This window comes from Pseudomonas fluorescens, assembly GCF_902497875.1.
GTDB lineage: Bacteria > Pseudomonadota > Gammaproteobacteria > Pseudomonadales > Pseudomonadaceae > Aquipseudomonas > Aquipseudomonas fluorescens_BR.
In genome coordinates, this window is record NZ_CABVHY010000055.1 from 1 (window position 1) to 24,673 (window position 24,673).

Here is a 24,673-nt window from a genome sequence, read left to right on the forward strand (position 1 = left end):
GTAATCGAAGCCCCATAAAGATCGCAGCCTGTGGCAGCTCCTACGAACCTGTGTACATTTGATCATTCAGGCTGAACCCGGTCGGCGTAGGAGCTGCGGCAAGTTCGGGCCGCGCTCGGACGATCTTTTTACCTCCCCCCCGACGGCTATTTGCTTTCTTGGGAGGCCTACCTTCATCAGTGCGTCTACCCTGACAAGTACTCCATCAAGTCCGCAAAGAATCATTCAGACAAAAAGGGACGCTTTTTACCTGATGCAGAGCTTAATGCTATTTATCTGGTTGGCTCTCTGCGCTGCGCAGGATATTCAGCAACGCCAAATTGCCAATGGTCTGACCCTTGGTGCGACGGTCATTGCCCTGGTGTACTTGCTGTGGAACGGCACCACCTGGATGGGCGCGAGCGCAGAGCAGGGGGTCGGGGCGTTCTTGCTGGCGCTGGCCTTCACCTTGCCTGGCTATACAATGGGGCGCCTGGGGGCGGATGATGTGAAACTGATGGCAGCGCTGGGGTTGGCGAGCGACAACATGCACCTGTTGGGAACCTTCATTGGTGCGGGCATCGCCAGTATTGTCTGGCTACTCATGTCTCCCAGACTCTGGCCGCTGATAAACAAAAAACTGAGAGCCCATCTGCAATACCTCGATCCGAAAGAATCGACACAACAACCCTTTGCGCCGTTCGTTCTGGTCGGGATGCTGCTGGCCGTCGCCTGGATCAATTAGCCGCCTGAGTGGCGAACTTTATGTACACAGTCAGAAAGTGCGTCTATTTTCAGTGCGTGTACAGCCATTGGCTGTCGGTGCAGGAAGAATAAGTCTTCGGTTTGCTCAGCATGGAGTCGCGCGTGATCAAGCTTAACTCTCTGATAAAAGTGCTCGTAGTCGACGATCAGCCGCTGATTGTCGAAGAACTCTGTAAGTTTCTGGAAAGCAGTGGTTACCGCTGCATTCCCTGCACCTGCGGCAAGCAAGCCATCGAACGGTTTAGCGAGGACCCTGAAATCGGTCTGGTGCTGTTCGATTTGCACCTGGCAGAACCGGGCGGCATTCAACTGGTGCAGGCACTGCAGGAGCTCGCCGGCAACCAGCGAGCATTCGAAGCGATCATGCTGACCAGGGCGTCTGACAAACAGCAAGTGATCAAGGCCTTGCGTGCCGGGGTTGCCGACTACTACCAGAAGCCTGTCGATCTGAATGAATTGCTTGAAGGCCTGCGGCGCCAGGAAGCGGTCGTGCAGGAGCGGGTGAAAAACCTTCAATTGAGTCAGTTGAACCAGAAACTGCAAAGCCTCGCCGATTCCATCGACACGCTTTATCAAGACCTCGACGAGGTTCGACGGGGAGCTACGAGCGAAACGCAACCCGCAGAGATTCCAGCCATCCTCAATCAGCTGTCACCGCGCCAACTGGACGTAGCCCGCCTGGTGAGCAAGGGGCAAACCAACTATCAGATCGCCTGTGAACTGGGTATCACCGAAAACACCGTGAAACTTTATGTCTCCCAAGTGCTGCGCCTGACCCAGATGCACAATCGCACGCAACTGGCGCTGGCCTTGGCACCGGGGCGTTCGGGGTTGAGGCAGAGTGCCCGTTAAACCGCGTTATCGTTCATCGCGAGCAAGCTCGCTCCCACAGGGAATTTGAGCCAGACGCGGCTGGCGTGATCGGCGCATAACCTGGAGCGAGCTTGCTCGCGATAGCGGCGGGTGAGTCAACCTCTCGTTCTCTGAGATTATCGGGCAGTTGTTGCACTTAACGGGGCGGTTCTCCTGTAATCCGCTAATCTGGATCCAACTTGTTTGTCTAATTAGTCACAGGTATTGCCTATGAATTCCTCTCCATCTTCACGGCAACAGCTTCTCCTTGTGGACGACGAAGAGGACGCCCTCCTTGAATTGGCGAAATTGCTGAAGGGCGAAGGCTTTTGTTGCTTTACCGCGACCTCGGTCAAGCTCGCCTTGCGGCACTTGACTCGCAATCCGGATATCGCGCTGGTGATCACCAATCTGCGCATGCCGGAAGAAAGCGGCATGTCGCTGATCAAGCGCCTGCGTGAGCACACCTCGCGCCAGCACTTGCCGGTGATCGTGACCTCGGGCCATGCCGACCTGGACGACGTCAGTGACATGCTGCGGCTGCAGGTGCTGGACCTGTTCCGCAAGCCTATCTACCACGTGCGCCTGCTGGAAACCCTGAACAACCTGTTTCCGCAGCCGAGGGTGTATCAGGCCAATTCTTAGGGTTGTGCATTCCTTCCTTGATATCAACACACCGCTTAAAAGATCGCAGGCTACGCCAGCTCCACAGGGGGCTCGCGCACACCTGTAATGTCATCTACAGGCATTGTCGTATACTGCGGCGCCTTATTCCCCGCTGGAGAACACTATGCCTGCCCCTGTCTGGTGGCTGCTTTGCCTGCCCTTTGTTGCGGGTGCCTTTCTGCCGTTGCAGGCGGGGATCAATGGTCAACTAGCCAAGCAGGTTTCCAGCGTTCTGGCGGCGGCATTGATTTCGTTTTTTGTCGGCTGTGTGGCATTGCTGCTGCTGGTCATGGTTCAACGTGAAATGCCAACACTGGGCGCGCTGAAAAGCCTGACCTGGTGGCACTGGAGCGGCGGGCTGCTCGGTGCGTTCTTCATCACTACCGCCGCGTTCGCCGGGCCGCGCATCGGCGCCATGTTGTTCATGACGCTGGTGCTGGCCGGGCAGTTGGGCATGGCTCTGGCGCTGGACCACTTTGGTTGGGCGGGATTTCGCGAAGCACCGATCAGCGCCGGCAAGATTGCCGGCCTGGTGTTGATCCTCGCCGGGGTGTTCCTGATCCGGCGGGGTTAAGCCGCGGTCTCAGGTAATCGATCGCCAACTGCCGGTCATGTGCTGCAGGTCGCCGGTCCCCACCAGTTGCAAGTCTCCACTGGAGCCCGGTGTGCTGGACAGCAGTGTCACCTCGCTGGGCAGACGCACCGGTTTCTTGAACTCCACGGCGATCTCCACCCTGGAGGCGGGCAGGTGCTCGCTCAGGGCTGCCAGGGTGCGCGCCTTGTTCCACAAACCATGGGCGATGGCCTGAGGGAAGCCAAACAGTTTGGCGCTGGCGGCGCTCAGGTGAATCGGGTTGTAGTCCCCGGAAACTTTGGCGTACCGCCGGCCGATGTCCGCGGAAGCCCACCAGCGTGTCAGTTCGTTCAGTGCGACTGTCGGGTTCTCCTGTTCGATGATCGGCTCGCCCGGTAGCTTGACGCCCTTGCACAGCATGCGGCTTTCGGCTTCCCATAACAGTCCGAGGGGATCTTCGAGGGTGGTGATCAGGTCGAACACCGCACCTTTGGCGTGAGGCTGCAGGTTCTGCACGTGGACGCTGACCCGCACGCTGCTGACGCCACCCATGGGCCGCAAGACGCGGATGCGGTTGGCCAGGTGGATCAGCCCCAGTAGCGGGAAAGGGAAGTTTTTGGCCGTCAGCAGTTGCATCTGCAAGGCGAACGCCAGCACATGGGGAAAGGTCGGCGGCAGCAAGCCATTGCCGACAAAGCCGCAGACCCTTCGATAAGCCTCCAGTCGTTTGTGGTCGACATCGACCCAGCAACGTAGTCCGTCTTCCGGCAGCGTGGTGCCGGTGATCTTGCGACGCGTGGCCGCCCGCACATACAGCTCGGGCAAGTGTGGGGCATGGTTCAATGGGTGCCAGTTGATTGCCATGGTTATGCTCCCAATGCGCTTTGCCCACAGACGCGCAACGCCTGCCCGCTGACCGCGCCACTGCCCGGCTGGCTGAGCCAGGCCACGGCTTCGGCGACGTCCTGAGGCAAACCGCCCTGGCCCAGAGAACTCATGCGCCGCCCGGCTTCGCGCAGGGCGAACGGAATGTGCGCGGTCATCTGGGTTTCGATAAAACCCGGCGCTACCGCGTTGATGCTGATGCCGCGTTCCTGCAGCAGCGGCGCCCAGGCCTGGGCAAGGCCGATCAGCCCGGCCTTGCTCGCGGCGTAGTTGGTTTGCCCGCGGTTGCCGGCAATGCCGCTGATGGAGGCCAATAGAATCACCCGACCGTTGTCGCGCAAGGTGCCGCTGTCCAGCAGCGCCTTGGTCAATACCTGTGGCGCATTGAGGTTGACCGCAAGCACCGCATCCCAGAATTCCGGGGTCATGTTGGCCAGGGTTTTGTCGCGGGTAATGCCGGCGTTGTGCACGACAATATCGATGCCGTCCGGCAAGTTTTCGATCAACTCCATTGCGGCGTCTTCGGCACAAATATCCAGCGCGATACTGCGCCCGCCCAAGCGTGCGGCGAGGGCATCGAGATCGGCTTTGGCCGGCGGTACGTCGAGCAGGATGACTTCGGCGCCATCCCGGGCCAGGGTCTGCGCGATCGACGCGCCGATACCCCGTGCCGCACCGGTGACCAAGGCCTTGCGCCCGGCCAACGGCCGACTCCAGTCCTGCACCTGGCTGTTGCAGGCATTCAGGCGCAGCACTTGTCCGGAAACATAGGCACTTTTGGGCGAGAGGAAAAACCGCAGCGCGCCTTCGAGCTGCTCTTCGGCACCTTCGCCGACATACAGCAATTGCAAGGTGGCGCCGTTACGCAATTCCTTGGCCAACGAACGACTGAAACCTTCCAGCGCCCGCTGGGCACTGGCGGCGAATGGATCGCTGAGGGTTTCCGGTGCGCGCCCGAGAATTACCACGTGGGCGCTGTGATCGAGGTTTCTCAGCAGCGGCTGGAAGAATTCGCGCAGTTGCTTGAGTTGATCGGTCTGGACGATAGCACTGGCATCGAATACCACCGCCTTGAGTTTCGGGCCGTGGCCGGGAATCCAGGCGGGCGCTACCAGCGGTTCGGGACCATAGCTGTAAATCGCATCGGTCAGTTTGTTGCCGAACGCATTGATGTTCTGCACCAGCGGGCCGCCGCCAATCAACAATGCCCCTTCGATCGGCCGCAGGCGTCCGGCCTCCCAACGCTCCAGACGTACCGGTGACGGTAGGCCAAGGGCCCCTACCAGGCGGTGGCCGATGGCCGAGTTGGCGAAGTCGATATAGCGGTCAGACATGGAACGCTCTCCAGCAGCTGAAATTCAAAGTGTGGACCGCGAATGACAAACAGTCGTTCGATCGGCGAGATCCGGCCTACGCTTGTGGGGGGTAGCACTCACAGCAGGTTAGTCCGAGCCGGGGCTCACTGCCTGCGATTTCAGTTTTTGTGGGAGCAGGCTTGCCTGAAGCACGCTGACGCGGTCTATCCGATCGAGCGCTGCGGCTGATTCGCGAGCAAGATCGCTCCCGTTCGCAGATAACCTTAGGGGGTTTTTCATGACTCAACTGCGCCGCGTCGCAATTATTGGTGGTAACCGTATTCCGTTCGCCCGCTCCAACGGCCCTTATGCCACCGCGACTAACCAGGCGATGCTGACCGCAGCGCTTGAAGGCTTGATCGAACGCTATAACCTGCACGGTCTGCGCATGGGCGAAATGGCGGCTGGCGCGGTGCTCAAGGACTCGCGGGATTTCAACCTGGCCCGCGAATGCGTGCTCGGTTCGCGGCTGTCACCGACCACCCCGGCCTATGACATTCAGCAGGCCTGCGGTACCGGCCTGGAAGCGACGTTGCTGGTGGCGAACAAAATTGCCTTGGGGCAGATCGAGTGCGGCATCGCCGGCGGCGTCGATACCACCTCCGATGTGCCGATCAGCGTGAGTGAGGGCCTGCGCAGGATTCTCCTGCAGGTCAATCGCAGCAAGACTACCGTCGAAAAGCTGAAAACCCTGTTGCAACTGCGACCCCATCATCTCAAGCCCGAGCTGCCACGCATTGGCGAGGTGCGCACCGGCCTGAACATGGGCGAGCATTGCGAGCTGATGGCGCAAACCTGGAATATCCCGCGCGCCGAGCAGGATCAGCTGGCGATGGAAAGTCATCAGAAAATGGCCGCCGCTTACGCCGAGGGCTGGCAGAACGATTTGATGACGCCGTTCCTTGGCCTGACGCGCGACAACAACCTGCGCCCGGATCTGTCCCTGGAAAAGCTCGCGTCGCTCAAGCCGGTATTTGAACGCAGCGCGAAGGGCACGCTGACCGCGGGCAATTCGACGCCGTTGACCGATGGTGCGGCACTGGTGCTGCTGGGCAGTGAGGCGTGGGCCAAGGAGCGTGGCTTGCCTATCCTGGCGTATCTACGTGATGGTGAAACCGCGGCGGTAGATTTCGCCAAAGGCGCGGAGGGGCTGTTGATGGCCCCGGTGTATGCAGTGCCGCGCCTGCTGGCGCGCAATGGTCTGACGCTGCAGGATTTCGATTACTACGAAATCCATGAGGCCTTCGCCGCTCAGGTGTTGTGCACCCTCAAGGCCTGGGAAGATCCGGAGTATTGCAAGACCCGCCTCGGCCTGGACGCGCCCTTGGGTTCCATCGACCGCAGTCGGCTCAACGTCAAGGGCAGCTCATTGGCTGCCGGGCATCCGTTTGCCGCCACCGGCGGACGGGTTGTTGCCAACCTCGCCAAGCTGCTGGACGCCGCAGGGCAGGGCCGAGGCTTGATCTCGATCTGCGCCGCCGCTGGCCAGGGCGTGACGGTGATTATCGAGCGCTGACCGCCACTTCAGCTGGCTGCTCGGCGATCTGCCGATTGCGATTGGCGTAACCCTCGGCCAACACCGAGCAGACGATCAACTGCAACGGGTGATAGATCATGATCGGCAGCAGGATCAGCCCCAGGCCCGGGTTGGCGCCGAAGATCAGCGCCGCCATCGGTGCGCCGGCGGCCAGGGATTTTTTGCTGGCGCAGAACACGGCGGCGATCTCGTCGGCCGGGCTGAATCTCAAGGCGCGGGCGGTGCGGGTGGTCATCCAGAGGATGAGGGCCAGCAGGGTCGTGCTGCCGACCAGAGCGCTGAGAATCACCGAGCTGCCCTGCTGCTGCCACATCCCTGAAACCATCGAGTTGCAGAACGCGGCGTAGACCAGCAACAGGATCACCAGCTTGTCGACAATGCTGGTGTAGCGCTTGTGCCGGGCGAAAAACCGGCCGCAGAATGGACGCAGCAGTTGGCCTAATACCAGCGGCAGCAACAACATGGCGCAAAGATCAATCAGGGTCGACCCCAGATCTATCCCACCCGCGCCGCTACCCACTACCAGACTCACCCACAACGGCGTGAGGAAAATCCCCAGCACGCTGGACAGGCTGGCATTGAAAATCGCCGCCGGTACGTTGCCGCCGGCGCTACCGGTCAGGGCCACCGACGAGGAGATGGTCGAGGGCAGGGCGCACAGGTACAAGAAGCCGAGCATCAGCAACGTTGGCACGTGAGCCCCCAGCAGTTTGTCGCTGAGCAGCCAGATCAGCGGAAACACCCCGAAGGTGAAGCCCTGCACCATGAGGTGCAGGCGCCAGTTCTTCAGACCCTGACTGATCTGTTCGCTGGGCAGGTTGACCCCGTACAGGAAGAACACCAGGAACACCCCAATATTGACCACCCATTCGGCATGCATTGCGCCGCCCGCCGCACCAAAGCGTGGGAACAGGTACGCCAGCAGTGTCGCCACCAGCATGCCGCACAAGAACCAGTCGGTGACCACGCGTTTGAGGTGTTTGAAGGCATGCATATCCGGCACCCGGGAGATTGTAAGAATTGGTGACTTAGCCTAACGTCAGTGCCATCAGCCGTCTTGCGATATAAGGCCAATCAATGCCGACAAACGGACAGCAACGTCAACTCGAACGGCAAATTCCCACCCTGACGGCATTGCCGCGCCCGCTGTATGCGCGGGCTGAAAGCCTCGGCGCCGGTTCCTGGACGCCGTCTCATTGCCACGACTGGGTGCAGTTTTCCTACGCCATCAGCGGCGTACTCGGTGTACACACCGCCGAGGGCAGCTTCTTTGCACCCCCCCAGTGGGGAATCTGGATTCCGGCTGATCTGGAGCATCAGGTAGTGACATCCATGCGCGCGGAAATGCGCAGCCTCTACGTGCGCCGCGAAGATTGCGCCTGGGCGCCGGAGCGTTGTCGGGTGCTGGAAGTGACGTCGCTGGCGCGAGAATTGATCAAGAGTTTTTGCCAGTTGCCAGTGGATTATCCACAGGGCGACAGCCGCGAAGCGCGTCTGGTGCACGTGTTGCTGGACCAGTTGGCGAGCTTGCCGGAAGTTGCTTTCTCCTTGCCGCTACCGCGCCAGCCACGCTTGCTCGGACTGTGCAACGAGTTGATCGCCAGCCCCGAACAAAACGTCACCTTGCGCGAATGGGCGCAGCGCTTGGGAACCTCGGAAAAAACCTTGATGCGTTTGTTCCAGCGCGAGACCGGTTTGAGTTTTCGCGGCTGGCGTCAACGCATGCGCCTGTTGTCGTCGCTCAGCATTCTGGAGGAGGGTGACAGCGTGACCACTGCCGCGTTGTCCTGTGGTTATGACTCGACCTCGGCGTTTATTGCTGCGTTCAAGGGGTTGTTCGGGTTTACACCTGGAGAGTTGTTCAAACAGTGACACCGCTAAAAGATCGCAGCCTGCGGCAGCTCCTACAGGAGAGCGCGATCGGCGTAGGAGCTGCCGAAGGCTGCGATCTTTTGATCTTTTGATCTTGCCTCAGGTGCGGAACCTTCTCACCAGAACATCCAGCTCATTGGACAAGCCCGCCAAACTCCGGGAGTCCAGCTGCGCCGAGTTCGCCAGTTCGGCCACCAACTGCGCATCGCCATGGATCTGGCTGATGTGGCGGTTGATGTCTTCAGCCACCTGATGCTGTTGTTCGGCGGCGGTGGCAATCTGGGTGTTCATGTCGCGGATCACGTCCACCGACTCGCGGATCTGCCCAAAGCTGCTGCGCGCCAGGCCGATGCGGCTGACCGACTGTTGCGACACTTCGAGGCTGGCATGCATTTGCTGCGCGACCTGACTGGTGCGCTTGGCCAGGTTGCCGAGCAGGCCATCGATCTCCGCCGTGGAGTCGGCGGTACGTTTGGCCAGGGCTCGCACTTCATCGGCCACTACCGCAAAACCGCGACCTTGCTCGCCGGCGCGGGCGGCTTCGATGGCGGCGTTCAAGGCCAGCAGGTTGGTTTGCTCGGCGATGGAGCGAATGGTGCCCAAAATCGACTGGATGTCATTGCTGTCGCGCTCCAGTTGCTGCATCGACTGCGCGGACTGTTCGATCTCCTGGCTCAACCGATCGACGCTATTGACCGCGGCATCGATCTGCTGCTGGCCTTCGCGGGCCTGGCGCTGGCCGCTGTCCGCTGACTCTGCGGCCTGGCTGCAGGAGCGTGCAACTTCATTGGCAGTGGCGACCATTTCGTGGAAGGCGGTGGAGACCATATCCACCGCTTCGCGCTGGCGCCCGGCGGCTTCGGCCATGTCGGTGGAGACTTGGGTCGAGCTCTGGGAGGTGGCGAGAATTTTGGTCGCGGCCAGGCCGATGTGTTGAATCAGGCTGCGGATCGCCGCCAGAAACTGGTTGAACCAGCTGGCCAGTTGCGCGGTTTCATCGTTGCCACGGATCTGCAGGTTCTGCGTCAGGTCGCCTTCACCCTGGGCGATCCCTTCAAGGCCGCTGGCGACGCTGCGGATCGGCCGCACGATCAGGCTGGCGAAACTGGCACCGACCACTGCGAAAACCAGCGCCAACACCGCGGCGATGATCGCAATCAACCAGGTCAACTGGGTTGCCGCGCTCATCACTTCGGTGTGTTTGATCAGGCCGATAAAGGTCCAGCCCAGCTGTTCCGACGGCCAGACATTGGCCATGTAGCGCTCGCCATTCAGCTCGACTTCGACCAGGCCTTTGCCGGCCTTGGCCAGTTGTGCGTAACCCTCGCCCAGGCTGCCAAGCGCCTTGAAGTTGTGCTCCGGTTGCTTGGGGTCGACCAACACGGTGCCGGTGTTTTCCATCAGCATCAGGTAACCGGTCTCACCCAGTTTGATCTGTTTGACGATTTCAGTGAGCTGTTCGAGCGTCACGTCGATACTCACCACGCCACCCGGACTGCCGAGTTTGTTGCTGATGGTGCGCACGGTGCTGACATAGGTCGCGTTCTCCGTTGCCCAGTAATAAGCCTCGGTGCGAAACGGTTTGCCCGGATTGGCCATGGCGGCCTTGTACCAGGGACGCTGACGCGGGTCGTAGTTGTTCAGCTTGGCATCGTCTGGCCAGGAAACGTAGCCGCCGGAATTGGTTCCGACGATTGCGTAGGCGTAAGACGGATGACTGGTGCCCAGACTCTCGAGCAGCGTGAAAATCTTTTTGTCCATTTCTCCCTGTGGAATGTCCGCTGCGTTGGCACTCATGTAGGTCTTGAGGCTGTCATCGGTATTCTTGATCAGGGGCTGGGTTGCCAGATAGTCGACGTTCTGGCTGATGCCATCGAAGAATATTTGCATGGCGTTGCTGACCTGACGAATTTCGCGGCCACTGCCGTCGACGAAACCGTCCTTGGCCTCACTGCGCAGGTTCAGCACCACCAGGGTGGCGACCAGTATCACGGGCAAGCAGGCAATAATTGCAAAGGCCCACGTCAGCTTTTGTTTGATGTTCATCCGCGCTCCAGATTTTTTTCTTATATGCCCACGAAGTGCTGATGACTCGCGGATTGACGGCAGCCGTAAAAACCTTGCGGTATGTCTTGCAGTCCCTGGCACCCTGCAAGATGGGCGGTCTCCATCAGGAGCACCCCTTTGATGAGCTGGCGTCTTTTTTCTGATTGTTGGACAAAATCCTTTTCTCTCTGATGACTTCGGCTGGTGGCAGGGAAAATTGAGGCTGTTTGGAAAAAATCCTACGAGTGACCTGGTACCGCGGCGTCGGCTTCTGTCGGACATTCTCTGATTTCTTGTCACCAACAACAGCAGGACTCTCGGCTATGATTCCGAGCGGTCGATCAAAGTCGGCGGTTTTGTCTGATTTATCTGGCACATTGAGTGCTTCTGAAGTGTTCATAGGTCGGCAACCTCTCCCCCCTGTGAGAGGATTGCCGTATAACGAGTGACATTCGCGTGTTTGGTAATAAAGGACCCACAATAAAAGCTGATGAAGACTCCAAAACGCATTGAACCCCTGATCGAGGACGGTCTGGTCGACGAGGTGCTGCGCCCACTCATGAGTGGTAAAGAAGCAGCTGTTTATGTGGTGCGCTGCGGCAACGAGTTACGTTGCGCGAAGGTTTACAAGGAGGCGAATAAACGAAGTTTCCGTCAGGCAGCCGAGTATCAGGAAGGCCGCAAGGTGCGCAACAGCCGACAGGCTCGAGCGATGGCGAAGGGCTCCAAGTTCGGCAAGAAAGAAACCGAAGACGCCTGGCAGAATGCCGAAGTGGCGGCATTGTTCCGTCTGGCCGGTGCTGGCGTGCGAGTCCCCAAGCCGTACGACTTCCTTGAAGGCGTGCTGCTGATGGAACTGATCGCCGATGAATACGGCGATGCGGCGCCGCGTCTGAACGACGTGGTGCTCGATCAGGAGCAGGCGCTTGAGTACCACGCCTTCCTGATCCAGCAGATCGTGTTGATGCTGTGTACCGGTCTGGTGCACGGCGACTTGTCCGAGTTCAACGTGCTGCTGACGCCGACCGGTCCGGTGATCATCGATCTACCGCAAGCGGTGGACGCGGCAGGCAACAACCATGCGTTCAGCATGCTGGAACGGGATGTCGGCAACATGGCCTCTTACTTCGGGCGTTTTGCCCCGCAGTTGCGCAATACCCGATACGCCAAGGAAATGTGGGCCTTGTACGAAGCCGGCACCTTGCACCCGGCCAGCGTATTAACCGGTGAATTCGACGAGCCGGAAGAGTTGGCGGACGTCGGTGGCGTCATCCGTGAGATCGAAGCCGCACGCCTCGATGATGAACGTCGGCAAGCGGCGCGTGCCGCTGACGATGCGCCACCGAGTAAAGCCGAAGAGCCGCCTCCACCCTGGATGCAGTGATTGGTTAAACAAAAATCCGGCCTCGGCCGGATTTTTTGTGGGTGGTGTAAATCTCTGGCCTGACGGGCATTTTGTGGCGAGGGAGCTTACTGTGGCGAGGGGGCTTGCCCCCGTTCGGCTGCGCAGCAGTCGTAAACCGACGGATGCGTTCTACCTGGAAAACCGCGATTACCGATTTTAGGGCCGCTTCGCGACCCAACGGGGGCAAGCCCCCTCGCCACAGGATTGCGTTCGGCTCTTCTCTCCATAACTGACTGGTATCAATATCAGGCAACACCCTTCTCACAACATCCCCCCGAGGCCAGCTCCTTGAGAATCGGGCAGTCGGGTCGGTGATCGCCATGACAGTGTTCGACCAGGTCCTGCAAGGTGTCACGCAGCTGCCCCAGTTCGCGGATCTTCAGGTTCAATTCCTCGATATGCTGGCGAGCCAGCGCCTTGACGTCGGCGCTGGCGCGCTGCCGATCCTGCCAGAGGGTCAGCAGTTTGCCGACCTCTTCCAGGGAAAATCCCAAATCCCGAGAACGTTTGATAAACGCCAGGGTATGCAGGTCGGCCTCGCCATACACACGGTAGCCGCTGTCGGTGCGATGGGCCGCCTTGAGCAGGCCGATCGATTCGTAATAGCGGATCATCTTCGCGCTCAGGCCGCTCTGCCGGGCTGCTTGGCCGATGTTCATTCAGGTTTCTCCAGGTCTTTGGGCTTCCAGGTTTTCAACAGTAGCGCATTGCTCACCACGCTGAGGCTGGACAAGGCCATGGCGGCGCCGGCCAATACCGGGTTGAGCAGGCCGAACGCCGCCAGTGGAATTCCGATCAGGTTATAGACGAAGGCCCAGAACAGGTTTTGACGAATCTTCGCGTAGGTCTTGCGGCTGATCTCCAGCGCCGCCGGTACCAGTCGCGGGTCGCCTCGCATCAGGGTGATCCCGGCGGCCTGCATGGCGACGTCGGTGCCACCGCCCATGGCAATGCCGATATCGGCCGCGGCGAGAGCCGGGGCGTCGTTGATGCCGTCGCCGACCATGGCCACCACCCCAGTCTTTTTGAGTTCGGTGACGGTGGCGGCTTTATCGGCTGGCAGCACTTCGGCGTGCACGTCGGTAATACCCAGTGCCTGGGCGACGACCCGAGCGCTACCACGGTTGTCGCCGGTCAGCAGGTGGCTGCTGATATGGCGCGCGCTCAGTTGTTGTACCGCTTGCAGGGCCCCGGGCTTGAGCGTATCGCCAAATGCAAACAGGCCGAGTACGCGCGGTTGCGGGCTTTGTTCGATCAGCCAGGACAGGGTCCGGCCTTCGGTTTCCCAGTCCTCGGCGGATTGTTTCAGGGGGCCGGCATTCAAGCCGCTTTCCACCAGCAAGCGTCGATTGCCCAGCGCCAATTGGCGGCCGTCCAGCGTGCCGGCGATGCCGCGTCCGGTGAGGGATTGGCTGGCACTGACCTCGGCCACCGGTAGATTGCGCGCGGAGCAGGCGTCGAGCACGGCTTTGGCCAACGGGTGTTCGCTGCCGCGTTGCAGGGCACCGGCCAGTTGCAGCAAAGTGCTTTCGTCTCCATCGACGGTGTGCAGGTGGGCTATTTGCGGAGTGCCGGAGGTCAAGGTGCCGGTCTTGTCGAACACCACTGCACTGACTTCATGGGCACGCTCCAGGGCTTCGGCGTCCTTGATCAAAATGCCGTGGCGGGCCGCAACGCCGGTCCCGGCCATGATCGCGGTGGGGGTTGCCAGGCCCAGGGCGCAAGGGCAGGCGATCACCAATACCGCGACCGCATTGATCACTGCGGTTTCCAGCGGGGCGCCATACAGCCACCAGCCGATCAGGGTCGCCAGTGCCAACAGGAGGACGACGGGCACGAATACCTGGCTGACTTTATCCACCAGTTTCTGGATCGGCGCCTTGCCCGCCTGGGCGTCCTCCACCAGGCGGATGATCCGCGCCAGTACGGTTTCCGAGCCCAGGGCCAGGGTGCGCACCAACAGACGACCTTCACCATTGATCGCACCGCCGGTGACTTTGTCACCGGGTTGTTTCGGCACCGGCAGGCTTTCGCCGCTGATCAATGCTTCATCGGCATGGCTCTGGCCTTCGAGTACTTCGCCATCCACCGGGAAACGTTCCCCGGGTTTGACCATGACCAGATCATTGAGGCGCAAATCGCTGATGGCGACGTCCTGCTCACGGCCGTCGATGACTTGCATCGCCCGCTCCGGGCGCAAGGCTTCAAGGGCGCGGATGGCGCTGGCGGTCTGGCGCTTGGCGCGGCTTTCCAGGTATTTACCAAGCAGCACCAGCGCGATGACCACCGCCGACGCTTCGAAATACAGGTGCGGCATGCTGCCCGCAGTCGCCGTGGCCCATAGATAAATACTCAGGCCATAACCGGCGCTGGTGCCCAACGCCACCAGCAAGTCCATGTTCCCGGCACCGGCCCGAACAGCTTTCCAGGCTGCAACATAAAAACGCGCACCAAAGATGAACTGCACCGGTGTCGCCAAGGCAAATTGCGCCCAGGCGGGAAGCATCCAGTGCAGACCGAAGGGTTGCACCAGCATCGGCAACACCAGCGGCAACGCCAGGAGGATCGCCAGCAGCAAGGCCCAGCGCTCGCGACGCAAACGCTTTTCTTGATCGGTTGAAGTCGCTTGTTCGCTTTGCCACAGGCGGGCGGAGTATCCGGCTTTGCTGACGGCCGCGAGCAACGTCGCAGGATCGACCTGGCCCAGCAACTGGAGGTGCGCACGTTCGTTGGCCAGGTTGACGCTGACGCTTTTGACCCCGGCGACTTTGCCCAGTGCACGCTCGACCCGACCGACGCAGGAGGCGCAGGTCATGCCACCGATACTCAATTCCAGGCTCTGGGCCGGAACGCTGTAACCGGCTTGCTGCACGGCCTGCACCAGGGCTGGCAGGCTGTCACTCGGCGCCTGGACGCGGGCCTGTTCAGTGGCCAGGTTGACGCTGACGGCACGGGCACCGATGACCTTGCTCAAGGCGCGCTCGACACGCCCGGCACAACTGGCGCAGGTCATGCCGGCAATCGGCAGGTCGAAGGTGGTTGATTCAGGCATGGGTGAAACTCCCTGTAGAAATGACCTACAGGATCAACCTTGCCATGCGGGCAAGGTCAAGAGGGTTTTTTGTTGACGCCAAATGCAGAGCCTGTGGCGAGGGGGCTGCCCTGCTCAGCGCGGGTCCCGTAGCAGCCTTCGGCAGCTGCTACGGGGCCAATGCTGAGCAGGGCAAGCCCCCTCGCCACAATTGCTCAATACACCCAACTACAGCCGAACCGATCAATATCCCAGCCCCGCCCGTTTCAGGTACAGCCCATCCTGGGTCATGGCGATGCGGTATTTCTGAATTTCACCGGCCTTGAGAGTGATGGTCTGCGAACCCGCAGGCAATAGGCCAGGCTGGCAGCCCGGCGCCTGGCCCGGCAACAGTTTGAGCCGTAGCGAAACATTGCCTGGTGGCAAATTGAACGAGGTGCTCTGCTCCTGGAATAATCGGGCAGACAGCTGATCGTGGATGTACACGCCGATTTCGCAGGAAGTCGCGACCTCCAGGCGCTCGCGGGAAATAATCAGCACGCCATAATCTTCCCCGGCGGCGCTGACGGTTTGCGCGACACCGAAAAGGCTGAGGATGCTCAATAGGCTAAAGGCGGACCAGCGCATGGGCTGAATCTCCTGCTCGTGTCATGGATGACGCAGCTTGGCCGAGCAGGGCGCCGATTGCCAGCCCGGCAGATCACTTCAGAACTTGACCTTGCCATGGTGACAAGGTCGAGGATGGCCACATCACTCATTCAAGGAGTTTCATCCATGCAAGTATTCAACGTTCAAGGCATGTCCTGTGGCCACTGCGTTCGGGCCATTACTCAGGCCATACAGGCCAAGGATCCGGCAGCCAGCGTTCGGGTCGATCTTGGCGCCAAGGAAGTGGGCATTGAAAGTCGGCTGTCGGCAGATGAAGTGATCAGCCTGATCAGCGAAGAAGGCTACGGGGTGAAGCTCGTCTGAGTCTTTTTATTAGTTAGCGACCTATCGGAATGTTCACGGCCTCCAGGCGCGGCTAGACTGTCGGGCTGCTAGCCGACGCTTACCTGGATACTTGATGAACCTGCGCACAATCCTGATTCTTGGCGCCTTGAGCGCTTTCGCACCGCTGGCGATCGATTTTTATCTGCCGGGTTTTCCGGCGATGGCCCTGGCCTTTGGCACCGATGAAAAACACATCCAGCTAACGCTTGCGGCTTATTTCCTGGGCTTGTCCCTCGGGCAACTGGCCTATGGTCCGGTGGCGGATCGTTTCGGGCGGCGGATTCCGTTGCTGGTCGGGGTCACTTTGTTCACCCTGGCGTCCCTGGCCTGTGCCTTTGCGCCGAGTCTCGATTGGCTGATCGGCGCGCGCTTCGTTCAGGCCCTGGGGGGCTGTGCGGGGATGGTGATTTCCCGGGCGGTCGTCAGTGACAAGTGTGATGCGGTGGCGTCGGCCAAAGTCTTCTCGCAATTGATGCTGGTGATGGGCCTGGCGCCGATCCTCGCGCCAATGCTCGGCGGGCTGATGGTCAATCTTTACGGCTGGCAGTCAATCTTTATCGTGCTGACTTTGTTCAGTGCCCTGTCGGCATTGGCCGTGGCCCTGGGGCTACCGGAAAGCCTGCCGGCCCATCAGCCACGCCAACCGTTGTCGGGCGCGTTGGGCCAATATGGTCGGTTGCTGGCAGACAAGGTCTTTCTCGGGCATGCCTTGACCGGCGGGATCGCGATCGCCGGGATGTTCGCCTATATCGCCGGTTCGCCCTTTGTGTTCATCAAGCTCTACGGGGTACCGCCGGAGCACTTTGGCTGGCTGTTCGGCAGTAACGCGGCGGGCTTTATTCTGGTGGCGCAGATCAATGCGCGGATGCTGTCCAAGCGCGGACCGGCCTTTTTGCTGGTGCGTACGGTATGGATTTATCTGGCTGCCGGATTGACGCTGCTGGGTGTCAGCGCATTGCATACCACGCAGTTGTGGCCGCTGTTGGTGCCACTGTTTATCTGCATTGCGAGTCTGGGTTGCATCATTCCCAATGCCTCGGCCTGTGCGATGAATGGTCAAGGTGCGCGGGCGGGTAGTGCTTCGGCGATGCTCGGTTGTCTGCAATTCAGTGTCGCCGCCGGGGCGGCGTCACTGGTAGGCGTCTTGCATGACGGCAGCGCCATGCCGATGGCGATGGTGATCAGTCTGTGCGGGATACTCGCGGTGAGCGTGGCCATGGTCACCCGCCGATTGCAAAACGCGCGGATCGCAGTGCAAGCGGCGGCCTGAATCAGCCGGCGGCTTGCTGCTGACGATCGGGAAATCGGTGGGGGGCCTGCAGTCGGGTTTCCAGGGTCTTGGCAAAGGCGCGGGCTTCGGCTTCACTGCGGAATGTCACCACATGTTGGTCGATGCGGACTTGCCATTGATGGCTTGGAGATTTTGCCGGTTCTTTTATCAGGATCTTCATTGCTGACCTCCTCAAGTAAAAGACAACATTGCAATGGCCCCGAGTGTAGACCCCGAATGCCCTCGTAAATATGACAAGGGTCAAGTCTCTGACTGACGGTGTCATCCGCATCCCGCGGCAGTTGCGGATGACTCCCCTGGAGACTGCGTCTCAGAAGCCTTCGAGTACTATTTTACCTTTGGACTTGCCGCTTTCCAGCAGTTCATGGGCACGCCGCAGGTTGGTCGCATTGATGCTGCCGAAGTGTTCGCCGATGGTGGTTTTCAAGGTGCCGGCATCAATCAGCTCGGCCACGCGGTTGAGCAGCTTGTGTTGTTCGAGCATGTCGGCGGTTTCGAACAGCGACCGGGTGTACATGAACTCCCAATGCAGCGACAGGCTTTTGCGCTTGAGCTTGGTAACGTCCAGCGCCTTCGGATCATCGATCAATGCCAGTTTGCCTTGGGGCGCCAGCGCTTCGACCAGTTGATCGAGGTGTTGGTCGGTCTGAGTCAGGCTGGCGACGTGGGTCACATGAGTCTGGCCAGCATGCTGGAGTTCTTCGCTTAGCGGTTGGCTGTGATCGATCACCAGATCCGCCCCCAATTCACGCACCCAGCTCTGGGTTTCAGGACGTGACGCGGTGCCTATGACTTTCAGGGCGGTGAGTTGGCTCGCCAGTTGGGTCAGGATCGAACCCACGCCACCGGCGGCACCGACGATCAGCAGGCTTTGACCCTGGTCGGTTTTACCTTCAGCCACCTGCAGCCGTTCGAACAGCAGTTCCCACGCGGTAATCGCGGTCAGCGGCAGTGCGGCGGCTTCAGCGAAACCAAGGGTGTTCGGCATGTGGCCGACAATCCGCTCGTCAACCACGTGCAGCTCGCTGTTGCCACCGGCACGGGCGATGGAGCCCGCGTAGTAGACCTTGTCACCGGCCTTGAACAGGCTGACTTCGCTACCAACGGCCTTGACCACTCCGGCCACGTCCCAGCCTAAAACCTTGGCCGCGCCACCTTCTGGTTGGACGTTTTGCCGGACTTTGGTGTCCACCGGGTTGACCGAGATAGCTTTGACTTCAACCAGCAGATCTCGAGGGCCGGCCACGGGTTCAGGCAGCTCGATATCCTGCAGGGATTTCGGGTCGTTGATGGGCAAGGACGCATAGTAGGCAACGGCTTTCATGGGAACTCCTGGAGGCAATAGGTCGATGGGCAGATCATTGGCTATTTCTCTCGCAGATAAAACCCGCTAAAACAGCAGTCTCTTTCAATATTTTATTGATAATCGGTCGGTGATGACGATGTTGCGATTCGATGACTTGCAGGTGTTCGTGCGTGCCGCAGACCTGGGCAGCTTGTCTGCGGCGGCGCGGGTGATGGATATGTCAGCGGCGGTGGCCAGTGCCGCGCTAAAGCGTATCGAGCAGCAATTGGGGGCCCGGTTGCTGGCGCGTTCGACCCGCAGCCTGCGTCTGACGGCCGAGGGCGAAGGTTTTCTCGAGTACGCCAGGGCTGCGTTGAGCAATCTCGACGAAGGCCGGCGGTTGTTGGCCAGCGGGCAGGATCAGGTGAGCGGAGTTTTGCAACTGTCGGCGCCTTCGGATTTCGGCCGCAATTTGTTGTTGCCCTGGCTCGACGAGTTCCAGCGCGAACACCCGAAACTCACGGTGCGCTTGCTGTTGGGAGACCGCATTGCCGATCTGTTCCGCCAACCGGTGGATATCGCAATACGTTATGGCGAGCCGGAAGACTCCAGCCTGGTGGCATTGCCGATCGCGCCGCAGAACCGTCGGGTGTTGTGCGCCGCTCCCGATTATCTGGCCCGTTATGGTGAGCCCCGGCAACTGGAGCAATTGGCTCAGCATAATTGCCTGTTGTTCATGCTTGGCGGCCGGGTTCACGATCACTGGAGTTTCCATGATGGCAAGCGCGAGGTGGGGCTGACAGTCAGCGGTGATCGATTCAGTGATGATGCCGATGTGGTGCGCTTGTGGGCCGTGGCAGGGGCGGGTATTGCCTACAAGTCCTGGCTCGATGTGGCCGCCGACGTGTTGGCGGGGCGGTTGCGAGTGCTGATGCCCGAGTTGCTCTGTGAGCGCGCGCCGCTGAATTTATTGTGTGCACACCGCGCGCAATTAAGTAAACCGGTGAACTTGTTGCGTGAAATGATCAAGTTACGTTGTGAGAAATTATCCCGTCAGAGCCCCGTCTTATTTGTTACCGATCATTAACCTCTTCAAAATAGAGACAATTCCTTCAGGAACTATCACCTTCAAAGGTTTCCCCATGACGGGAGCCCTTGATTTTCGCGTTTATACTAGCGCCTGCCTATTTTTACCCCGTTGATATCAGGCATTCAAAACCGCGTTTATATCGGTTGAGCAGCCAGTTGTTGGCGGTGACTAGTGGATGGTTTCGAAGGAGTTGATCGCTTTAGTTTGTAACATCACCCGGTTTTTGGCGGTTTTCACGTCTTGGCCGGTGATACATTACTGGCCATTATGTCTCAGCGCTGTAGACGAATGATTCAACAGGGAGTGAATACATGGAATATGCACCTTGCATCAGCCAGATTGCCACGCTGCTGGCGGACCCGAAGCGCAGTGCGATGATGTGGGCTTTGATGGACGGAGCAGCCCGGCAGTCCGAAGAGTTGGCGTTACTGGCGGGTTTGTCACCGTCTTCGGCCAGCGCGCATCTGGCGCGCTTGTCCGCCGGCGGGCTGTTGAAAGTTGAAGCGCGTGGGCGAAAGCGTTTTTTTCGTCTGGCGGCGCCCGAAATAGGTGCCGCAGTCGAAGCCCTGGCCAATGCTTCTATCGTCAGTGCGCCACGAGCGATGCCGGACATATTCAAGCGCAACCTCTCCCTGACAAGAGCCCAGACTCCACCGTCCTCGTTACTCAAGGCTCGGATGTGTCATGACCATCTGGGCGGCGAGCTGGCGGCTGATCTGTATCAACGATTGCTCGATGCCGGCTGGATCGAGCAGACCCATCAACGCATCGAAGTCACGAACAAGGGCGCAAGCCAATTGGCGAGCCGGGGTATTTTTATCCAGGCGCTTGCCCAGCGAAATGCCCAGATTGCCTGTTCCTGTCCGGACTGGAGCGAGCGCCGCGCCCATCTGGGGGGTGCGTTGGGGGCCGGGTTGCTGCAGTTGTTCATGCAGTCTGGCTGGCTGAGCATCCCCAGCCAATCCCGCGCCCTGCAGATCACCCCATTGGGGCAGCGAGAAATCGCCAGGTTCGCCAAGGTGACCGAACTGCAGATGGTCACTTAGCGTCTGGCTGCAGCCTTGCCCACGAAGACTCACTACGGTCTGTCAGAGGCACCGCGTCATCGTTCTTCGCGGGCAAGCCACGCCCCCGGAGGTACGTGGGATCCGTGGAAATCAGGTTTGCCCGCGATGGCGGCCTTACGGCTTGACCAAGCGTGCATCCAGACTGTTCTGGGCCAGACGTTTGGCCTGATCCTGAGTCATGCCCAGATGGGTATACAGTGCGTGGAAGTTCTCGGTGACGTAACCGCCGAAATACGCCGGATCGTCCGAGTTCACGGTAACCTTCACCCCACGCTCGAGCATGTCGAGAATGTTGTGCCGGGACATGTCGTCGAAGACGCAAAGCTTGGTATTGGACAGCGGGCAGACGGTCAGCGGAATCTGTTCATCGATAATCCGCTGCATCAGCCGCTCATCTTCGATGGCGCGCACACCATGGTCGATGCGCTGGATTTTCAGCAGGTCGAGGGCTTCCCAGATGTACTCGGGCGGACCTTCTTCACCGGCGTGGGCGACCGTCAGAAAACCTTCGTGGCGGGCGCGATCGAATACTCGCTGGAACTTGCTCGGCGGGTGGCCCATCTCGGAACTGTCGAGGCCGACGGCAACAAACGCATCGCGAAACGGCAGCGCCTGATCGAGGGTTCTCTCGGCTTGCGCTTCGCTCAAATGTCGCAGGAAGCTGAGGATCAGGCCGCTGGTGATGCCCAGTTGCTGCTCGCCATCTTTCAGCGCGCTGGCGATACCGTTAAGCACCACTTCAAAGGGCACTCCACGATCGGTGTGGGTCTGCGGATCGAAGAACGGTTCAGTGTGAATCACGTTCTGCGCCTTGCAGCGCAACAGGTAAGCCCAGGTCAGGTCATAAAAGTCCTGAGAGGTGCGCAGTACATCCGCACCTTGGTAATACAGATCGAGAAACTCTTGCAGGTTGTTAAAGGCGTAAGCCTTGCGCAGGGTTTCGACGTCGCCCCATGGCAGGGCGATCTTGTTGCGTTCTGCCAGGGCGAACAGCAGTTCAGGCTCCAGCGACCCTTCCAGGTGCAGGTGCAATTCGGCCTTGGGAAGGGCGTTCAACCAGTCGTACATTATTGAATTCTCATCAGGTGCAATGGAGGCATTCTACAGGTCGACGCTGAGGGTTTTGGTAAAACCTGACCAGTCGGTTCATTTCGCCGCCTGCAGTTCTCGCCGATAAGCATAGGTGTTGGCAAAGCGCGACAGCAGAAATTCCGCGCGGGTGGTGATCGGATATTTCGCCGGGTGCTGCCCGCCACTGCTGCGCTAAGGTGTAACGAAACGTTAGCAACTCACCGCAGTCTGTAGCTCATCGTTTCCGGTTCTCTTCATTCGGCAAAAGGCCCGCGATGCTCACCTTACTCAAGCAAGAGAAATTCCTGCTGCTGGCGCTGCTCGCAGCGTGTACGGCCTTCGCGCTGGAGCACTGGCTGCTGCACAGCGGCCAGATGACGGCCCTGATCGGCGGGTTGGTGCTGGTGGCCTTTATCGTCTGCGCCTCGATGCGCGTCGCCCATCACGCGGAATTGCTCGCGGAAAAAGTCGGTGACCCCTATGGCACGATGATCCTGACCCTGGCCGCGGTGCTGGTCGAAGTGGTGATCCTGGCGATCATGATGAGCAACGAAGCCTCAGCGACCCTGGTGCGCGACACCATCTACTCAGCGGTGATGCTCGACATCAACGGCATCCTCGGCCTGGCGGCACTGATGGGCGGGATAAAGCATGGCGAGCAGTCCTATAACGATGACTCGGCGCGGACTTATAGCGTGATGATCCTGACCGCCATGGGCGTTTCCATGGTGGTCCCGGAGTTCATTCCCGAAGCGGATTGGAAGATTTACTCGGCCTTCACAATTGGCGCCATGGTGATGCTTTACACCTTGTTTTTGCGGATGCAGGTTGGGCCCCATAGCTATTTTTTCAGCTACAGCTACCCGGAGAAACGCCGTAAGGGCGAACCTGCGCACGACACGCCTGCGATCAACCTCGGGCTGTCCATTGGGACCTTGGTGTTCGGTGTGGTGGTGATTGGCGCACTGGCCGAGGTGATGTCGAAAACCCTCGACCTGGGCCTTGAAGGCACGGGCGCGCCACCGGTGATGACGGCGATTCTGGTGGCGGCGATTTCCGCCGCACCGGAGATTCTGACCGCATTGCGCGCGGCGCTGGCCAACCGCATGCAGTCGGTGGTCAATATTGCTTTAGGCGCTTCACTGTCGACGGTGATCCTCACGGTGCCGGTCATGGAAGCCATGGCGCTCTATACCGGCCAGCCGTTCCAGATGGCCATGACCCCGGTGCAGACGGTCATGGTGTTCATCACCCTGATCGTCAGCGCGATCAACCTCAACGATGGCGAAACCAACGCCATCGAAGGGATGACGCACTTTGTGCTGTTTGCCACTTTTGTCATGTTGTCGTTGTTGGGTCTCTAAAAAGCTTCGCGGGCAAGCCCCAATGCGTCGAACGCAAAACTTGTGGCGAGGGGGCTTGCCCCCGCTGGGTCGCGCAGCGGCCCTAAAACCTGCAATCACATTTAGTCAGGCACACCGCATTCACCGGTTTTGCGGCTGCTGCGCACCCGAGCGGGGGCAAGCCCCCTCGCCACAAATGCCCGCCAGACCAAAGATTTAGGTTAACTGACCGGCATTGGGGCAAGCTCGCTCCACAGTTGATCGTGTCGTGTCAGATGCCTGCGATCAACTGCCGCGCTGCTTGGCTGTGATCAGCAATCAATTCCTTCAAATCCAGCCCCTCAACCTGCCCGTCGATCACTCGCCATTTTCCTCCTACCATCACCCGGTCCGCTCGATCTGCGCCACACAACAGCAGCGCCGACAACGGATCATGACTACCGGAAAAACGCAGCTCATCGAGTTTGAACAACGCCAGGTCCGCCTGCTTGCCCACCGCCAGTTCGCCGATATCGCTGCGTCCGAGCAGTTGCGCCGAACCGCGGGTGGCCCAGCCGAGCACTAACTCGGGAGTGATTTTTTCCGCGCCATAACGCAGGCGTTGCAGGTAAAGCGCCTGTCGGGTTTCGAGGATCATGTTCGACGCGTCGTTGGAGGCCGAACCATCCACACCCAGGCCCAATGGCGCGCCCGCTGCGATCAAGTCCAGGGTCGGACAGATGCCTGAAGCCAGGCGCATGTTCGAGCTCGGACAATGACAGATGCCGGTGCCAGCCGCGCCCAGGCGAGCGATTTCATCCGGGTTGAAATGAATGCCATGGGCCAGCCAGGTACGAGGCCCGAGCCAGCCGACGCTGTCCAGATAATCCACGGTGCGCAGGCCGAAACGTTGCAGGCAGAAGTCTTCTTCGTCGAGGGTTTCGGCGAGATGGGTGTGCAGGCGCACGTCGAGCTTGTTGGCCAGTTCCGCACTGGCCGACATGATTTGTGGGGTAACGGAAAACGGCGAGCAGGGCGCCAGGGCAATCTGGATTTGCGCGCCATCGCCACGTTCGTGGTATTCGGCGATCAGGCGCTGGCTGTCGGCGAGAATCACTTCACCTTGTTGCACGGTCTGTTGCGGCGGCAGCCCGCCGTCGGCTTCACCCAGACTCATCGAGCCGCGGGTGAGCATCGCGCGCATGCCCAGTTCGCGCACGCTCTGGACCTGTACATCAATGGCGTTTTCCAGACCTTCGGGGAACAGGTAGTGGTGATCGGCCGCGGTGGTGCAGCCAGACAGCAGCAACTCGGCCAGAGCGACTTTGCTCGCCAATGCCAGTTTCTCCGGGGTCAGTCGAGCCCAGACCGGATACAGGGTTTTCAGCCAGGGGAATAACGGCTGATTGACCACCGGCGCCCAAGCGCGGGTCAGGGTTTGGTAGAAGTGGTGGTGGGTGTTGATCAGCCCGGGAAGGATCACATGTTCGCGAGCATCGAAGACTTGTCCACAGGGTGCGGCGGGTTGTTGCCCGGCACCGAGTACTTCGACGATCAAACCGTCTTGCAGCACCAGGCCGCCACGGG

The 24,673-nt window shown here is 59.9% G+C and carries 24 protein-coding genes and 1 pseudogene; 12 read left to right on the forward strand and 13 right to left on the reverse strand.

Going from position 1 to position 24,673, the window contains the following annotated elements; translation table 11 throughout:
* The first annotated feature begins 253 nt into the window (after positions 1 to 253).
* The 4 genes from F8N85_RS32160 (at position 254) to F8N85_RS32175 (ending at position 2,836) form a co-directional block, all read left to right on the forward strand.
* A complete protein-coding gene (locus F8N85_RS32160) occupies positions 254 to 724 on the forward strand; it encodes a prepilin peptidase (protein WP_150804106.1) in 471 nt (156 codons plus the stop codon).
* 122 nt (positions 725 to 846) lie between these two features.
* A complete protein-coding gene (locus tag F8N85_RS32165) occupies positions 847 to 1,596 on the forward strand; it encodes a response regulator transcription factor (RefSeq protein ID WP_150804105.1) in 750 nt (249 codons plus the stop codon).
* Between the two features lie 231 nt (positions 1,597 to 1,827).
* Positions 1,828 to 2,241, forward strand: coding sequence for a response regulator (locus F8N85_RS32170; RefSeq protein ID WP_150807455.1), 414 nt, complete (start codon positions 1,828 to 1,830; stop codon positions 2,239 to 2,241).
* Between the two features lie 145 nt (positions 2,242 to 2,386).
* On the forward strand, positions 2,387 to 2,836 hold the full coding sequence (locus F8N85_RS32175; RefSeq protein ID WP_150807456.1) for a DMT family transporter: 450 nt from the start codon (positions 2,387 to 2,389) through the stop codon (positions 2,834 to 2,836).
* A 9-nt stretch (positions 2,837 to 2,845) separates the two neighbouring features.
* Here the strand turns inward: F8N85_RS32175 and F8N85_RS32180 are convergent, their stop codons facing one another.
* Entirely contained in the window at positions 2,846 to 3,700 is an 855-nt protein-coding gene (locus F8N85_RS32180; RefSeq protein WP_150807457.1) for a MaoC family dehydratase, read from the reverse strand.
* Positions 3,701 to 3,702: 2 nt separating this feature from the next.
* Entirely contained in the window at positions 3,703 to 5,055 is a 1,353-nt protein-coding gene (locus tag F8N85_RS32185) for a 3-oxoacyl-ACP reductase (RefSeq protein WP_150807458.1), read from the reverse strand.
* A 259-nt stretch (positions 5,056 to 5,314) separates the two neighbouring features.
* Here F8N85_RS32185 and F8N85_RS32190 point away from each other — a divergent pair, with 259 nt between their 5' ends.
* Positions 5,315 to 6,592 (forward strand): acetyl-CoA C-acetyltransferase, encoded by a 1,278-nt coding sequence (locus tag F8N85_RS32190; protein WP_150807459.1) that lies wholly within the window; start codon positions 5,315 to 5,317, stop codon positions 6,590 to 6,592.
* Here F8N85_RS32190 and F8N85_RS32195 read toward each other — a convergent pair.
* The gene (locus tag F8N85_RS32195; protein ID WP_150807460.1) at positions 6,579 to 7,607 is read right to left on the reverse strand and encodes a bile acid:sodium symporter family protein; all 1,029 of its coding nucleotides are present in this window, start codon (positions 7,605 to 7,607) and stop codon (positions 6,579 to 6,581) included. The two genes, F8N85_RS32190 and F8N85_RS32195, sit on opposite strands and share 14 nt — an antisense overlap.
* An 83-nt stretch (positions 7,608 to 7,690) precedes the next feature.
* Between F8N85_RS32195 and F8N85_RS32200 the strand changes: the two genes are divergently transcribed.
* Positions 7,691 to 8,485, forward strand: a complete 795-nt coding sequence (locus tag F8N85_RS32200; protein WP_150807461.1) for an AraC family transcriptional regulator — start codon at positions 7,691 to 7,693, stop codon at positions 8,483 to 8,485.
* A gap of 99 nt (positions 8,486 to 8,584) precedes the next feature.
* Here F8N85_RS32200 and F8N85_RS35955 read toward each other — a convergent pair whose 3' ends face one another.
* The 3 genes and pseudogenes from F8N85_RS35955 to F8N85_RS32210 form a co-directional block, all read right to left on the reverse strand.
* The gene (locus tag F8N85_RS35955; RefSeq protein ID WP_412072527.1) at positions 8,585 to 9,352 is read right to left on the reverse strand and encodes a methyl-accepting chemotaxis protein; all 768 of its coding nucleotides are present in this window, start codon (positions 9,350 to 9,352) and stop codon (positions 8,585 to 8,587) included.
* 90 nt (positions 9,353 to 9,442) lie between these two features.
* Positions 9,443 to 10,531, reverse strand: a pseudogene (locus F8N85_RS35960) (cache domain-containing protein); the annotation flags it as partial.
* Positions 10,532 to 10,655: 124 nt separating this feature from the next.
* Positions 10,656 to 10,931 (reverse strand): hypothetical protein, encoded by a 276-nt coding sequence (locus F8N85_RS32210; protein WP_150807463.1) that lies wholly within the window; start codon positions 10,929 to 10,931, stop codon positions 10,656 to 10,658.
* Between the two features lie 90 nt (positions 10,932 to 11,021).
* Between F8N85_RS32210 and F8N85_RS32215 the strand changes: the two genes are divergently transcribed.
* The gene (locus F8N85_RS32215; protein WP_150807464.1) at positions 11,022 to 11,915 is read left to right on the forward strand and encodes a PA4780 family RIO1-like protein kinase; all 894 of its coding nucleotides are present in this window, start codon (positions 11,022 to 11,024) and stop codon (positions 11,913 to 11,915) included.
* 266 nt (positions 11,916 to 12,181) lie between these two features.
* On the opposite strand, the gene cueR is transcribed toward F8N85_RS32215, so the two are convergent.
* The 3 genes from cueR to F8N85_RS32235 all read right to left on the reverse strand — a co-directional run bounded on the left by cueR (position 12,182) and on the right by F8N85_RS32235 (position 15,594).
* Complete coding sequence (gene cueR / locus F8N85_RS32225; RefSeq protein WP_150807466.1) at positions 12,182 to 12,595, reverse strand: Cu(I)-responsive transcriptional regulator; 414 nt, start codon at positions 12,593 to 12,595, stop codon at positions 12,182 to 12,184.
* A complete protein-coding gene (locus tag F8N85_RS32230; protein WP_150807467.1) occupies positions 12,592 to 14,988 on the reverse strand; it encodes a heavy metal translocating P-type ATPase in 2,397 nt (798 codons plus the stop codon). Before F8N85_RS32230 ends, cueR begins: the two co-directional genes overlap by 4 nt.
* A 222-nt stretch (positions 14,989 to 15,210) precedes the next feature.
* A complete protein-coding gene (locus F8N85_RS32235) occupies positions 15,211 to 15,594 on the reverse strand; it encodes a hypothetical protein (RefSeq protein WP_150807468.1) in 384 nt (127 codons plus the stop codon).
* Between the two features lie 147 nt (positions 15,595 to 15,741).
* Here F8N85_RS32235 and F8N85_RS32240 point away from each other — a divergent pair, with 147 nt between their 5' ends.
* Positions 15,742 to 15,939, forward strand: a complete 198-nt coding sequence (locus F8N85_RS32240; RefSeq protein WP_150807469.1) for a heavy-metal-associated domain-containing protein — start codon at positions 15,742 to 15,744, stop codon at positions 15,937 to 15,939.
* Between the two features lie 94 nt (positions 15,940 to 16,033).
* Entirely contained in the window at positions 16,034 to 17,230 is a 1,197-nt protein-coding gene (locus F8N85_RS32245) for a multidrug effflux MFS transporter (protein WP_150807470.1), read from the forward strand.
* Between the two features lies 1 nt (position 17,231).
* Here F8N85_RS32245 and F8N85_RS32250 read toward each other — a convergent pair whose 3' ends face one another.
* Complete coding sequence (locus F8N85_RS32250; RefSeq protein WP_150807471.1) at positions 17,232 to 17,411, reverse strand: hypothetical protein; 180 nt, start codon at positions 17,409 to 17,411, stop codon at positions 17,232 to 17,234.
* 150 nt (positions 17,412 to 17,561) lie between these two features.
* Positions 17,562 to 18,575 (reverse strand): zinc-binding alcohol dehydrogenase family protein, encoded by a 1,014-nt coding sequence (locus tag F8N85_RS32255; protein WP_150807472.1) that lies wholly within the window; start codon positions 18,573 to 18,575, stop codon positions 17,562 to 17,564.
* Between the two features lie 118 nt (positions 18,576 to 18,693).
* Here F8N85_RS32255 and F8N85_RS32260 point away from each other — a divergent pair, with 118 nt between their 5' ends.
* Together F8N85_RS32260 and F8N85_RS32265 are read left to right on the forward strand one after the other, a co-directional pair.
* Positions 18,694 to 19,623, forward strand: coding sequence for a LysR family transcriptional regulator (locus tag F8N85_RS32260; RefSeq protein WP_150807473.1), 930 nt, complete (start codon positions 18,694 to 18,696; stop codon positions 19,621 to 19,623).
* A gap of 314 nt (positions 19,624 to 19,937) precedes the next feature.
* Positions 19,938 to 20,672: an ArsR/SmtB family transcription factor gene (locus tag F8N85_RS32265; protein WP_150807474.1), complete on the forward strand. Its 735-nt coding sequence runs from the start codon at positions 19,938 to 19,940 to the stop codon at positions 20,670 to 20,672.
* A gap of 135 nt (positions 20,673 to 20,807) precedes the next feature.
* Here F8N85_RS32265 and F8N85_RS32270 read toward each other — a convergent pair whose 3' ends face one another.
* A complete protein-coding gene (locus tag F8N85_RS32270; protein WP_150807475.1) occupies positions 20,808 to 21,761 on the reverse strand; it encodes an adenosine deaminase in 954 nt (317 codons plus the stop codon).
* A 278-nt stretch (positions 21,762 to 22,039) separates the two neighbouring features.
* Here F8N85_RS32270 and F8N85_RS32275 point away from each other — a divergent pair, with 278 nt between their 5' ends.
* Positions 22,040 to 23,128, forward strand: a complete 1,089-nt coding sequence (locus F8N85_RS32275; RefSeq protein ID WP_150807476.1) for a calcium:proton antiporter — start codon at positions 22,040 to 22,042, stop codon at positions 23,126 to 23,128.
* Between the two features lie 250 nt (positions 23,129 to 23,378).
* On the opposite strand, the gene F8N85_RS32280 is transcribed toward F8N85_RS32275, so the two are convergent.
* On the reverse strand, positions 23,379 to 24,673 hold a 1,295-nt coding region (locus tag F8N85_RS32280; RefSeq protein ID WP_150807477.1), incomplete at its 5' end, for an 8-oxoguanine deaminase.

Bases quoted from the DNA above. Each gene is read 5' to 3' on its own strand.
- F8N85_RS32245 (WP_150807470.1), top strand. From the start codon at position 16,034: ATGAACCTGCGCACAATCCTGATTCTTGGCGCCTTGAGCGCTTTCGCA.
- F8N85_RS32265 (WP_150807474.1), top strand. From the start codon at position 19,938: ATGGAATATGCACCTTGCATCAGCCAGATTGCCACGCTGCTGGCGGAC.
- F8N85_RS32200 (WP_150807461.1), top strand. From the start codon at position 7,691: ATGCCGACAAACGGACAGCAACGTCAACTCGAACGGCAAATTCCCACC.
- F8N85_RS32175 (WP_150807456.1), top strand. From the start codon at position 2,387: ATGCCTGCCCCTGTCTGGTGGCTGCTTTGCCTGCCCTTTGTTGCGGGT.
- F8N85_RS32260 (WP_150807473.1), top strand. From the start codon at position 18,694: ATGTTGCGATTCGATGACTTGCAGGTGTTCGTGCGTGCCGCAGACCTG.
- F8N85_RS32180 (WP_150807457.1), bottom strand. From the start codon at position 3,700: ATGGCAATCAACTGGCACCCATTGAACCATGCCCCACACTTGCCCGAG.
- F8N85_RS32185 (WP_150807458.1), bottom strand. From the start codon at position 5,055: ATGTCTGACCGCTATATCGACTTCGCCAACTCGGCCATCGGCCACCGC.
- F8N85_RS32270 (WP_150807475.1), bottom strand. From the start codon at position 21,761: ATGTACGACTGGTTGAACGCCCTTCCCAAGGCCGAATTGCACCTGCAC.
- F8N85_RS32235 (WP_150807468.1), bottom strand. From the start codon at position 15,594: ATGCGCTGGTCCGCCTTTAGCCTATTGAGCATCCTCAGCCTTTTCGGT.
- F8N85_RS32160 (WP_150804106.1), top strand. From the start codon at position 254: ATGCAGAGCTTAATGCTATTTATCTGGTTGGCTCTCTGCGCTGCGCAG.
- F8N85_RS35955 (WP_412072527.1), bottom strand. From the start codon at position 9,352: ATGGCCGAAGCCGCCGGGCGCCAGCGCGAAGCGGTGGATATGGTCTCC.
- cueR (WP_150807466.1), bottom strand. From the start codon at position 12,595: ATGAACATCGGCCAAGCAGCCCGGCAGAGCGGCCTGAGCGCGAAGATG.
- F8N85_RS32240 (WP_150807469.1), top strand. From the start codon at position 15,742: ATGCAAGTATTCAACGTTCAAGGCATGTCCTGTGGCCACTGCGTTCGG.
- F8N85_RS32195 (WP_150807460.1), bottom strand. From the start codon at position 7,607: ATGCATGCCTTCAAACACCTCAAACGCGTGGTCACCGACTGGTTCTTG.
- F8N85_RS32210 (WP_150807463.1), bottom strand. From the start codon at position 10,931: ATGAACACTTCAGAAGCACTCAATGTGCCAGATAAATCAGACAAAACC.
- F8N85_RS32230 (WP_150807467.1), bottom strand. From the start codon at position 14,988: ATGCCTGAATCAACCACCTTCGACCTGCCGATTGCCGGCATGACCTGC.
- F8N85_RS32250 (WP_150807471.1), bottom strand. From the start codon at position 17,411: ATGAAGATCCTGATAAAAGAACCGGCAAAATCTCCAAGCCATCAATGG.
- F8N85_RS32215 (WP_150807464.1), top strand. From the start codon at position 11,022: ATGAAGACTCCAAAACGCATTGAACCCCTGATCGAGGACGGTCTGGTC.
- F8N85_RS32190 (WP_150807459.1), top strand. From the start codon at position 5,315: ATGACTCAACTGCGCCGCGTCGCAATTATTGGTGGTAACCGTATTCCG.
- F8N85_RS32170 (WP_150807455.1), top strand. From the start codon at position 1,828: ATGAATTCCTCTCCATCTTCACGGCAACAGCTTCTCCTTGTGGACGAC.
- F8N85_RS32275 (WP_150807476.1), top strand. From the start codon at position 22,040: ATGCTCACCTTACTCAAGCAAGAGAAATTCCTGCTGCTGGCGCTGCTC.
- F8N85_RS32255 (WP_150807472.1), bottom strand. From the start codon at position 18,575: ATGAAAGCCGTTGCCTACTATGCGTCCTTGCCCATCAACGACCCGAAA.